Annotated in this window: 9 protein-coding genes; all 9 read left to right on the forward strand. The window is 37.5% G+C overall.

The genetic code is table 11. The annotated features are described in order from the left end of the window. Nucleotides 1–22 precede the first annotated feature (22 nt). The 9 genes from FYJ25_RS03095 (at nucleotide 23) to aspS (ending at nucleotide 10,834) form a co-directional block, all read left to right on the forward strand. Nucleotides 23–1,231: an NADP-dependent isocitrate dehydrogenase gene (locus FYJ25_RS03095; protein ID WP_154580523.1), complete on the forward strand. Its 1,209-nt coding sequence runs from the start codon at nucleotides 23–25 to the stop codon at nucleotides 1,229–1,231. Nucleotides 1,232–1,442: 211 nt separating this feature from the next. After that, complete coding sequence (locus FYJ25_RS03100; protein ID WP_021906799.1) at nucleotides 1,443–2,324, forward strand: DUF2156 domain-containing protein; 882 nt, start codon at nucleotides 1,443–1,445, stop codon at nucleotides 2,322–2,324. A 156-nt stretch (nucleotides 2,325–2,480) separates the two neighbouring features. Next, nucleotides 2,481–3,410 (forward strand): aspartate carbamoyltransferase, encoded by a 930-nt coding sequence (gene pyrB, locus FYJ25_RS03105; RefSeq protein ID WP_021906798.1) that lies wholly within the window; start codon nucleotides 2,481–2,483, stop codon nucleotides 3,408–3,410. After that, on the forward strand, nucleotides 3,397–3,819 hold the full coding sequence (locus FYJ25_RS03110; RefSeq protein ID WP_021906797.1) for an aspartate carbamoyltransferase regulatory subunit: 423 nt from the start codon (nucleotides 3,397–3,399) through the stop codon (nucleotides 3,817–3,819). The genes pyrB and FYJ25_RS03110 overlap by 14 nt, the downstream gene beginning before the upstream one ends. A 126-nt stretch (nucleotides 3,820–3,945) precedes the next feature. Next, nucleotides 3,946–6,222, forward strand: a complete 2,277-nt coding sequence (locus FYJ25_RS03115; RefSeq protein WP_021906796.1) for a RelA/SpoT family protein — start codon at nucleotides 3,946–3,948, stop codon at nucleotides 6,220–6,222. Between the two features lie 19 nt (nucleotides 6,223–6,241). Beyond that, entirely contained in the window at nucleotides 6,242–6,889 is a 648-nt protein-coding gene (locus FYJ25_RS03120; RefSeq protein WP_096240840.1) for an MBL fold metallo-hydrolase, read from the forward strand. 51 nt (nucleotides 6,890–6,940) lie between these two features. Further along, the gene (gene hemZ, locus FYJ25_RS03125) at nucleotides 6,941–8,392 is read left to right on the forward strand and encodes a coproporphyrinogen dehydrogenase HemZ (RefSeq protein WP_096240839.1); all 1,452 of its coding nucleotides are present in this window, start codon (nucleotides 6,941–6,943) and stop codon (nucleotides 8,390–8,392) included. Between the two features lie 18 nt (nucleotides 8,393–8,410). After that, nucleotides 8,411–9,007, forward strand: a complete 597-nt coding sequence (locus tag FYJ25_RS03130; protein WP_096240838.1) for an HD-GYP domain-containing protein — start codon at nucleotides 8,411–8,413, stop codon at nucleotides 9,005–9,007. 33 nt (nucleotides 9,008–9,040) lie between these two features. After that, nucleotides 9,041–10,834 (forward strand): aspartate--tRNA ligase, encoded by a 1,794-nt coding sequence (aspS, locus tag FYJ25_RS03135; protein WP_096240837.1) that lies wholly within the window; start codon nucleotides 9,041–9,043, stop codon nucleotides 10,832–10,834. The last annotated feature ends 890 nt before the right edge of the window (nucleotides 10,835–11,724 follow it).

The following is an 11,724-nucleotide window of genomic DNA, read 5'->3' on the forward strand; positions in this document are numbered from 1 at the left end:
TGAAATAGAAGGGAGACATACGATGGATAAGATTAAGATGACTACTCCATTAGTTGAGATGGATGGAGACGAGATGACCCGAATTTTATGGAAGATGATTAAAGATGAACTTCTTCTTCCTTTTATTGATTTAAAGACAGAATATTATGATCTTGGTCTTGAGTACAGAGATGAGACAGGAGATCAGGTTACTGTAGATTCCGCATTAGCAGCAAAGAAGTATGGTGTAGCAGTTAAGTGTGCTACGATTACTCCGAATGCAGCCCGCGTAAAAGAGTATAATTTAAAAGAGATGTATAAGAGTCCGAATGGAACGATTCGTGCAATTTTAGATGGTACAGTATTTCGTGCACCGATTGTTGTAAAAGGAATTGAGCCAACGGTGAAGACATGGAAGAAGCCAATCACAATTGCAAGACATGCTTATGGAGATGTATATAAAGCTTCTGAAATGAAGATTCCTGGAAAGGGAAAGGCAGAAATTGTTTATACGGCAGAGGATGGAACAGAGACAAGAGAATTGATCCATGAGTTTGATGGTCCGGGCATTGTGCAGGGAATGCACAATCTGAATGGTTCAATTGATAGTTTTGCAAGATCTTGTTTTAATTATGCATTAGAGACACATCAGGATTTATGGTTTGCGACAAAGGATACGATTTCTAAAAAGTATGATCATACATTTAAAGATATTTTCCAGGATATTTATGATGCAGATTATAAAGAGAAGTTTGAGGAAGCCGGTATTGAGTATTTCTATACTTTAATTGATGATGCGGTTGCCAGAGTTATTCGTTCCGAAGGTGGATATATCTGGGCATGTAAAAACTATGACGGAGACGTTATGAGTGATATGGTTGCAACTGCATTTGGTTCTCTTGCTATGATGACTTCTGTACTTGTTGCACCGGATGGAACAACAGAGTACGAAGCAGCACATGGTACAGTACAGAGACATTATTATAAACATTTAAAGGGTGAAGAAACTTCTACAAACTCTGTAGCAACTATTTTTGCATGGTCAGGAGCTATTAGAAAGCGTGGTAAGTTAGACGGAATTGATGAGTTAGTATCATTTGCAGATAAGCTTGAAAAAGCAACGATCGATACGATTGAAGGTGGTACAATGACAAAAGACCTTGCGCTGATCACAACTTTAGATAATGTTACGACTGTAAATAGCGAAGACTTTATCAAGGCAATTCGTGCGACGTTAGAAAAAATGTTGTAATTTACAGAAAAATGCGTTATATATAATAAGATGCAAATATAAAACCATGGAATCCTTAGCATATGGTATACAAAAAAACATGAACAAAATAAGCAATGTGCTGTTTTTTGTAAATTAGTTTTAGAGTGTTACAATGAACATTACGAAAGGATACCATGGTTTTGTGCTGTGAATAAATAATAGAGATAATTTTTTGGAAAAGAGGTAGATTATGGAGTTTCAGCCTGTAAAGGCGAGCGATAAAGCAGTTATCGATCGATATATGAAGAAGGCAAATTCACGTAGCTGTGATATGTCTTTTGCAGCCGTATATCTTTGGAAAGACTTTTATTTACTGGAATATACAGTGTGTGAAGATATGTTGATTTTTCGAACAACTGAAGAAGGAAGCAGTTATAGTTTTCCGATAGGGGATGCAGATCCTGGAAAGGCACTGCTTGCATTGGAGGAACACTGCAAAGCAAATGAAGAAGTTTTGAAACTGCACTGTGTATATAGAGAAAATGAAGCGTGGCTTGAAGAACATATGCCCGGAAAGTTTGAGATAGAATTTGACAGGGACAGTGCAGATTATATTTATGAATGTGAAAAATTAATTGGCTTAAAGGGAAAGAAGTTCCATGGCAAAAAGAATCATGTGAATAAATTTACCAAGACGTATGACTGGGTTTATGAAAAAATAACAGAAGAGAATATAGATGATTGCCTTGCCATGTTATATAAGTGGAAAGAAAAAAACTGTGAGCCGGGTAATATAGAAAAACATGCGGAAGCCTGCGTGTCAGAAAATGCATTACGAAAAAGGGAATTTCTTGGCTTGAAGGGTGGTCTGCTTCGTGCAAATGGTGAAGTTGTAGCATTTGCGTTAGGAGAACAGATTAATGAGGATACATTAGTTGTCCATATTGAAAAAGCATTTTCAGAAGTGCCAGGAGCCTATGCGGTGATTAACCAGCAGTTTTTGATTCATGAATCTGGTGGATTAAAGTATGTAAACAGGGAAGATGATGTAGGAGAGCCGGGACTTAGAAAGGCAAAGTTGTCTTATCATCCGGAGTTTCTTGTAGAAAAAGGTTTTGCAAAACGAATTTAAAAGTATGGGAGTAATAGCCGAAAGCGAAGTGTAATTCCGTTGTGAATGGGACGGAAAAGAAAAATGCAAAAGAGTTCCCTTGACAGGAAGAGAATTAAAGGATATAGTTAAAAAAATTAACTGGCAAGGGAGCTGGTCATAACGAAGGAGGTCATTATGAGACATTTAATAGATCCGATGGATTTATCTGTAAAAGAGATTGAACATTTATTAGATTTAGCTGATGATATTATTCTTCATAAGGAGAAGTATCAGGAAGTTTGTAAGCATAAGAAGTTAGCGACTTTATTTTTTGAACCAAGTACAAGAACTCGACTTAGTTTTGAAGCTGCCATGATGGAGCTTGGCGGTAATGTACTTGGTTTTTCTTCTGCCAATTCTTCTTCTGCAACAAAAGGAGAGAGTGTTTCTGATACAGTAAGAGTTGTATCCGGTTATGCAGATATTATTGCGATGCGTCATCCAAAAGAAGGTGCGCCATATGCAGCAACAAGAAAGGTTACAGTGCCAATCATTAATGCTGGTGATGGAGGGCATAACCATCCAACACAGACATTAACAGATCTTATGACTATAAGAAGAGAAAAAGGACGGCTTAATAATCTGACGATTGGAATGTGTGGAGACTTAAAGTTCGGTCGTACGGTACATTCATTAATTAAAGCGATGTCTCGCTATGAGAATATCAATTTTATTATGATTTCACCGGAAGAATTATGTCTGCCGGATTATATTATCAAAGATGTTTTTGAAAAGAAAAACATCAAATATAAAAACGTAAGAACAATGGAAGAGGTTATGCCGGAATTAGATATTCTTTATATGACCAGAGTGCAAAAGGAAAGATTCTTTAACGAGGCAGATTACATTCGTTTGAAAGACAGCTTTATTTTAGATGAGCGTAAGTTAGTAGATGCGAAGAAAGATCTTTGTATCATGCATCCGCTGCCACGTGTGAATGAAATCTCTACGAAAGTAGATGATGACCCACGTGCATGTTATTTTAAACAGGCATTGTACGGAAAGTATGTTAGAATGGCATTGATTATGACGTTATTGGGGGTAAGCGCAGATGAAGATAGATAGTATTCAGAGTGGAATTGTTCTTGATCATATTAAAGCAGGAAAGAGTATGCAGATTTACAAATATCTTGGGTTAGATGATTTAGACTGCAGTGTAGCGATTATTAAGAATGCTTCTAGCAGCAAGATGGGAAAGAAAGATATTATTAAGATTGCAGATAATATGGATTTGAATTTGGATGTTTTAGGGTATATTGATCCAGATATTACGGTATGTTATATCAGAGATGGAAAGATCGTAGAAAAGAAGCATCTTGAATTGCCAGAAAGAATTGTGAATATTGTTCGTTGTAAAAATCCAAGATGTATCACATCGGTAGAGCAGGATTTAGAGCAGGTGTTTAAGTTGACAGACAGAGAGAACAGAATATATCGCTGTGCTTACTGTGAATCTAAAAAAAGTGAATATTAATTTAGAAGAATCTAAAGGAGAGGTCGCGCAAGAATGTGCGGCCTCTATTGCATCTTGTGACGATTTGGTGTACAATTATTCTACTTTTATTTTATTATATCTTATGAGAAGTGTGGTGAGAAAGCAATGGAGGCCCAGAAACAAAAGTTAAAAAGAACACAAAAAGAGATTAGTAAGCCAGAAGATTTCACCGATCCGGAAGTCTTATACAATAAGTTGATAACCACGATTCGGGAGTATCATCCGTCAACAGATCTTTCTATGGTGGAGAAGGCATATAAGTTAGCCAGGGATGCCCATAAGGATCAGAAAAGAAAGTCGGGGGAGCCGTATATCATCCATCCGCTCTGTGTAGCGATCATTCTTGCAGAGCTAGAGCTTGATAAGGAGACAATCGTTGCAGGACTCTTACATGATGTAGTGGAAGATACAACGGCAACGTTGGAAGATTTGTCCAGAGAATTTAATGATGAGGTTGCATTGTTGGTAGATGGTGTAACAAAGTTAGGACAGTTATCTTATTCTCACGATAAGATGGATCTACAGGCGGAGAATTTACGAAAGATGTTTCTTGCGATGGCAAAAGATATCCGCGTTATTCTTATTAAGCTGGCAGACCGTCTTCATAATATGCGTACACTGCAGTATATGAAACCGGAAAAACAGAAGGAAAAAGCCAGAGAGACGATGGATATTTATGCACCGATTGCTCACAGGCTTGGTATTTCCAAGATAAAGACAGAATTAGATGATTTGTCTTTAAAATATCTGCAGCCGGAAGTTTATAAAGATCTTGAGGAAAAGTTACAGACGAACAAGGAAGGCAGAGAGAATTTTATTCAGTCGATCATTGATGATGTCAGCAAGCATATTAAAGATGCAGGAATTCGTGCAGAGATAGACGGAAGAGTTAAGCATCTTTTCAGTATTTATAAGAAGATGCGTAATCAGAATAAGACGCTTGATCAGATTTATGATATTTTTGCAGTAAGAATTAAAGTAGATACAGTAAAAGACTGCTATGCAGCTTTGGGGGTTATTCATGAGATGTATAAGCCGATTCCGGGTCGGTTTAAAGATTACATTGCGATGCCAAAGCAAAATATGTATCAGTCTTTGCATACAACATTAATTGGGTCATCAGGAACACCGTTTGAAATCCAGATTCGTACTTTTGAGATGCACCGTACTGCCGAATATGGTATTGCCGCACATTGGAAGTATAAAGAAGGTGGCGGCAACATTAATAAAGAAGAGGAAAAGCTAAGCTGGCTTCGTCAGATTCTTGAATGGCAGCAGGATATGTCAGATAACAAAGAATTTTTAACAATGTTAAAGACAGATCTTGATTTGTTTACAGAGCAGGTATATTGTTTTACTCCGCAAGGAGATGTTAAAACTTTACCGGCAGGCTCTACACCGATTGATTTTGCTTATATGATTCATACAGCGGTCGGCAATAAGATGGTAGGAGCAAGGGTTAACGGCCGTCAGGTTCCTATTGATTATAAACTGCAGAATGGTGACAGAGTCACGATTGTTACTTCGCAGAATTCGAATGGGCCAAGCAGGGACTGGCTTTCTATTGTAAAGAGTTCACAGGCAAAGACAAAAATTAATCAGTGGTTTAAAACGCAGTTCAAAGAAGAGAATATCTCAAAAGGAAAGGAACTGCTTGATCGGTATTGTAAGGCAAAAGGACTTGTGATATCCCAATACATGAAGCCGGAGTATCAGAAGAAATGTATGCATAAATATGGCCTTAAGAACTGGGATTCTATTCTTGCAGCAATCGGACATGGTGGATTAAAGGAAGGTCAGGTTATTAACAAGCTGGTAGAAGAATATGAAAAGGAAAACCAGAAGAAGCTGACAGATCAGGATGCCCTGAACGAAATAGAAGAGAAGAATAAGACAAAGGCTGTTGAGAAGGCCAGAAGCAAGTCAGGAATTACGGTAAGAGGAATTCATGATGTTTCAGTACGCTTTTCTAAATGCTGCAGTCCGGTACCAGGAGATGAAATTATTGGTTTTGTCACAAGAGGAAGAGGAATTTCCATTCATAGAACAGACTGTGTTAATGTGCTGGGTATGCCAGAAAGTGACAGAGCAAGATTAATTGATGCAGAGTGGGAAGAAGAAGCGGTAGAAAAAGGTGGAGAGCTTTATATGACAGAAATCTGTCTGTATGCTCACAATCGTACAGGAATTCTGCTTGATATTTCTAAAGTTTTTATGGAACTTAAGGTGGACATTAAATCTGTGTCAACGAGAACAAGTAAACAGGGGTTAGCAACTATCGTTCTTTCTTTTGAAATAGGAGGAATCGATGAGTTGAATCATATTATTAAAAAGCTTCGAAACATTGAAAGTGTTATCGATATAGAAAGAAGTGCTGGTTGATCAGCGGAGGTATTTTTTTATGGGACAGTTAAAAATCGTTTGTGCACAGTTAGGACCAATTGATACAAACACATATATTTTAATGGATGATGAAATCAAAGAAGCGATTGTCATTGATCCGGCAGGAAGCCCGGAAGAGATAATTAAGTTTTTGGAGAATGAAGGATATTCTTTAGACGGCGTTCTTCTCACACATGGACATCATGACCATATTGGAGGATTAGAAGGTTTAAGAGAACATTATGATCCTTGGAAACTGCGTGTGTATGCTGCAAAACCGGAGCAGGAAGTTCTTATGGTTAAAGATTATAACCTAAGTCCGATGTTTGGAGAGGGATATACGACACATGCCAACATGATGATCAATGATAAACAGATTTTTGAAGTGACATCCAAACATAAATGTCAGTGTTTATATACACCGGGACATACAGTTGGAAGCTGCTGTTATTATTTTGCAGAGGAAGGATGGCTTTTCTCAGGAGATACACTTTTTGCAGGAAGTGTCGGAAGAAGTGATTTCCCTACCGGAGATGCACAGACCCTTCTTAAATCTCTGAATCATGTAGTGATGAATCTTCCGGATGAGGTTATTGTATATCCGGGACATGGTCCATCTACTACGATTGGTGAGGAAAGAGAAACAAATCCATTTGTAGAAAGATAATATAGAAAAGATAGAGAAGTATAGAAAAAGTATAGAAAAGATAGAATAGAAATGATTTATTTAATACAAAATGATCAGGAATATGATTATGACGTGCGGGCTACGGCACTGGCCTTTTTTGAACGGACCAAAATAGTAGAAGTGACAAAAGAAGAGTTTGAAAAGCAAGGATGGGAGAAGGATGACCTTCTCCTCACGCTTGTCTATACGAAAAACTGTATTCGGGGAACACTGGAGAACAAAGAGGGTAAGATAATTTCTGAAGAAATAATCTGTGACTATAGTGATCATAAAAACAGTCGTAATGCCGTATGTCGCTTTTTGTATCGTTTGTTTGAAAAGTTTACCGGAAGAAGTCTTCCCTGGGGGATGCTTACCGGAATTCGTCCAACGAAAATTATTATGAAGTGGATGGAAGAAGAGAAAGATGCGAAGAAGCTGGAACAGCGTTTTAGAGAAACGTATCTTGCTGATGCACAAAAGGCGAATCTTTGCCGCAGAGTGGCGCAGAAAGAAAAGGTATTATTGGAATCAAGACCATTTGAAAAAGAGTATAGTCTTTACATTGGAATTCCATTTTGCCCGACAACATGCCTTTACTGTTCTTTTACCTCATTTCCGGTGGCTCGTTTTGGCGACAGGATGGATGCATATTTAGATGCATTATATAAGGAACTTGCTTTTGTGGCTGAACACCACAGGGATAAAAAACTTACGACGATTTATATTGGCGGAGGAACACCTACAGCGCTAAATGAAAAGGCATTATCAAGGCTGATGTATATGATTCATGAGCTTTTTCCAGTGGAAGAAACAGAAGAATTTACGGTAGAATCTGGGAGACCCGACAGTATTACAAGAGAAAAGTTCTGCATTTTAAAAGAAGCAGGAGTAACAAGAATTTCTATCAATCCACAGACAATGCATCAGGAAACACTTGATCTGATTGGTAGAGCACATACGGTTGTGCAGACAAAGGAAGCGTTTTTATTAGCAAGAGAGTGTGGATTTGATAATATTAATATGGATATGATCACAGGACTTCCGGGAGAGGATATTTCCCATGTTCGTGCAACCTTAGATGAAATATTTGCGCTCCGACCGGAAAGTCTTACGGTACATTCCTTGGCTATAAAGAGGGCGGCACATCTTAATATGGAGATGGAAAAGTATCAGAATATGGTTAAGGGCAGTACGAACGAGATGCTTCGACTAGTAGATGAATATGCCAGCAACATGGGGATGAAAGCGTATTATATGTACCGGCAGAAAAACATACCAGGTAATCTTGAAAATATTGGGTATTGTGTTTCAGGAAAAGAATGTTTATATAATATCTTGATTATGGAAGAAAAACAGGATATTATTTCTTGTGGAGCAGGAGCCAGCAGCAAATATGTATTTGCAGATAACAGAATAGAAAGAACAGAGAATGTTAAAAACCTGGATCATTATATTAACCGAATTGATGAGATGATTGATCGAAAGAGGAAATATCTCTAAAATAAAAGAGGAGATACTATGGCATTTGATTATGATGGGACGCATGATCTGGAGACATCATTGCAGGATTCCTTTGGAGAAGCAATTGTTCATGGGATGGTTGTCAGTAATCTGGCATCGTTTGTGGCAAAGGAAATGGCGCTTTCAGAAGAACAGTGCCATAACTTTGCAGTGGCAGGAATGCTGCATGACATAGGAAAATTGCGTCTTCGTTCTTATGTATATGAAGAAAAAGAAGCAAAACTAAATATAGATGAACTAAGGTATGTAAGGCTGCATCCTTCTTTAGGATATGCTATATTAAAAGAACATGGATATTCGGAAGAAGTTTTGTCAGCAGTGTTATATCATCATGAGAATGCAGATGGAAGCGGTTATCCGAATAACCTAAAAGGGGAAGAGATACCGTTAGGGGCTCGTATACTTCGAGTATGTGATGCATTTGGAGCCTTGATAGCGAATCGCCCATATAGGAGCGCATTCGATATCGAAACGGCAATATCTATTATGATTGAAGAAGTGAAAAACTTTGATATGAGAGTTTTTTTAACTTTTCAAAAAGTAACCCAGTCTGAAAATATGAAAAATATGTTGACGGATCTGGGAATATATTAATATATTATTTTACTGTTTTAGGAGGAAAATAAAATGGCTGAATCCATGAAAGGATTGAAAAGATCCCATAGATGTACAGAAGTATCCAGTGAAAATATTGGAGAAACTGTTACCCTGATGGGATGGGTACAGAAAAGAAGAAATCTGGGGAGTCTGATTTTTGTTGATTTACGTGACAGAAGTGGATTGATCCAGTTGTATTTTGAAGAAGAAACAATTGGTGAAGAAGGTTTTAAAAAAGCAGGTTCTTTAAGAGCAGAATTTGTAATTGCTGTAACCGGAACGGTGGAGAAAAGAAGCGGAGCGGTAAATGAAAATCTCGCGACAGGAGATATTGAGGTAAAGGTAGAAAGTATTCGTATTTTATCTGAATCAGAAACTCCGCCTTTCCCAATTGATGCGGATATTACAGTAAAAGACGAACTTCGCCTGAAATATCGTTTTCTTGATTTAAGACGTCCAAATATCCAGAAGAATCTTATGATGCGAAGCAAGGTAGCAACACTTACAAGACAGTTCCTTGCGAATGAGGGATTTTTAGAAATTGAGACTCCGATGCTTACAAGAAGTACGCCGGAGGGAGCAAGAGATTATCTTGTACCAAGTCGAGTGCATCCAGGTAGTTTTTATGCGCTTCCACAGTCTCCACAGCTTTTTAAGCAGTTGTTAATGTGTTCCGGTTATGATCGCTATTTTCAGCTTGCAAGATGTTTCCGAGATGAAGATTTACGTGCGGATCGTCAGCCGGAGTTTACACAGGTTGATATGGAATTATCTTTTGTAGATGTAGATGATGTTATTGATGTGAATGAAAGACTGCTTGCATATTTATTCAAATTATGTCTGAATGTAGAAGTGACTCTTCCAATTCAGCGCATGACATGGCAGGATGCAATGGATTACTATGGATCTGATAAACCAGATCTTCGCTTTGACATGAAGATTCAGGATGTATCCAAACTTGTAAAAGACTGTGGATTTGGTGTGTTCTCCGGTGCGATCAAAGATGGTGGTATGGTTCGCGGACTTTGTGCAAAAGGACTTGGAGATGTTTCTAGTAAGAAGATGAAACATATCGAGAAGACAGCAAAAGACTACGGTGCAAAAGGATTAGCATATATTCAGCTCAAATCAGATGGAACAGTAAAATGCCCATTCTCTAAATTTATGTCTGAAGAAGAGCTTCAGTCACTTATTCAGGCTATGGGTGGTGAAACCGGTGATTTATTAGTATTTGCAGCAGACAAATTTAAAGTAGTATGTGATGTACTCGGTGCACTTCGTCTGAAGTTTGCAGAGGAACTGAATCTTCTTGATAAATCAGATTATCGTTTTGTGTGGATTACAGAATTCCCATTACTGGAGTGGTCAGAGGAAGAAAATCGCTATACTGCAATGCACCATCCATTCACTATGCCAATGGAAGAAGATTTAGATATGATTGACACAGAACCAGGAAAAGTACGTGCAAAAGCATATGATATTGTTTTAAATGGTACAGAAATCGGCGGCGGCAGTGTCAGAATTCATCAGAATGATATTCAGGAAAAAATGTTTGAATGTCTTGGAATTTCTAAAGAACAGGCACAGGAAAAGTTTGGATTCCTTTTAGAAGCATTTAAATATGGTGTTCCACCGCATGCAGGACTTGCATATGGTCTTGACCGCCTTGTAATGCTTATGACAAAAGAAGATAGTATCAGAGACGTTATTGCATTCCCTAAGGTGAAGGATGCTTCCTGTCTGCTTACAGATGCGCCAAATACAGTAGATGATAAGCAGTTAGAGGAACTTTGTCTCGAAATTGAGATTCCGGAAAAGGAATAATAATTTCGTCTGATAGACTGACAGACGAACCCCAGAAATAAAAAGATCCCTATTTGTGACTTTCGTCGCGGCGTGTTGAATGTTCGCTTAAGCGTTCGCATCCAATAATTGCTCCCGGGTTACAAATAGGGATTCTTTTATTTCTTTTTTTAAATGATTTGGTTACAGAAGACTACAATAAAGGTTAATTGCTGGTGTGGAAAGATGGATTTCAAGGGTAGTGGCCTTCCAAAAACATTGGAAGAATATATCAGATTTATAGAGTTTGAAATGGATTTTCTAGAAAAAAGAAATTGTAGAATTAAAGAATTTTGTGGGAACGAAAGATGAATTAAGACAGTGTGAAAATGTAAATAAAAATATAGAATGATTCAGAATTATGAGAGTAGCGTTAGCTATGAAGTAATTCTCGCGCCATTATAGAATAGATATAATATCCGGCGCTTTTTGCAAAAAAGAAAAAATATTAAAAAAGCTTGACGTAATTATGTTGTTATGATAATATAATATACATTGCACATGAAAACACATTGATTTGAAAGAAATCGGAAAGAAAATCTTCAGATAAATGAAAAAAAGTTCTTGACAAGATAAAACATGTGTGATAAGATATAAAAGTTGCACGACATAAAAGAACAAGTTCTTCTGAAAAAGATAGAAGAAGAAAGTAAGATAGCTTCGAAAAAGAAGCTGAAAAAACTTGAAAAAAGTTCTTGACAAACAAAAGTCGATGTGATAAAATGTAAAAGCTTTCGCATGAAAGCAAAACCTTGATAACTGAATAACAAAACAACCTTGAACGTTAATTCAAATTTCATTCGGGTTTTCCTGAGAGTGATGTCTGCAGGAAAGTCCATGGAACAGAACGAAAGTTCAAAACCTAAATAAAC

This window comes from Anaerobutyricum soehngenii (assembly GCF_009697165.1).
GTDB lineage: Bacteria > Bacillota > Clostridia > Lachnospirales > Lachnospiraceae > Anaerobutyricum > Anaerobutyricum soehngenii.

Excerpts from the sequence above, each read along its gene's own strand:
- FYJ25_RS03095 (WP_154580523.1), top strand. The coding sequence starts at position 23 with ATGGATAAGATTAAGATGACTACTCCATTAGTTGAGATGGATGGAGAC.
- FYJ25_RS03100 (WP_021906799.1), top strand. The coding sequence starts at position 1,443 with ATGGAGTTTCAGCCTGTAAAGGCGAGCGATAAAGCAGTTATCGATCGA.
- pyrB (WP_021906798.1), top strand. The coding sequence starts at position 2,481 with ATGAGACATTTAATAGATCCGATGGATTTATCTGTAAAAGAGATTGAA.
- FYJ25_RS03110 (WP_021906797.1), top strand. The coding sequence starts at position 3,397 with ATGAAGATAGATAGTATTCAGAGTGGAATTGTTCTTGATCATATTAAA.
- FYJ25_RS03115 (WP_021906796.1), top strand. The coding sequence starts at position 3,946 with ATGGAGGCCCAGAAACAAAAGTTAAAAAGAACACAAAAAGAGATTAGT.
- FYJ25_RS03120 (WP_096240840.1), top strand. The coding sequence starts at position 6,242 with ATGGGACAGTTAAAAATCGTTTGTGCACAGTTAGGACCAATTGATACA.
- hemZ (WP_096240839.1), top strand. The coding sequence starts at position 6,941 with ATGATTTATTTAATACAAAATGATCAGGAATATGATTATGACGTGCGG.
- FYJ25_RS03130 (WP_096240838.1), top strand. The coding sequence starts at position 8,411 with ATGGCATTTGATTATGATGGGACGCATGATCTGGAGACATCATTGCAG.
- aspS (WP_096240837.1), top strand. The coding sequence starts at position 9,041 with ATGGCTGAATCCATGAAAGGATTGAAAAGATCCCATAGATGTACAGAA.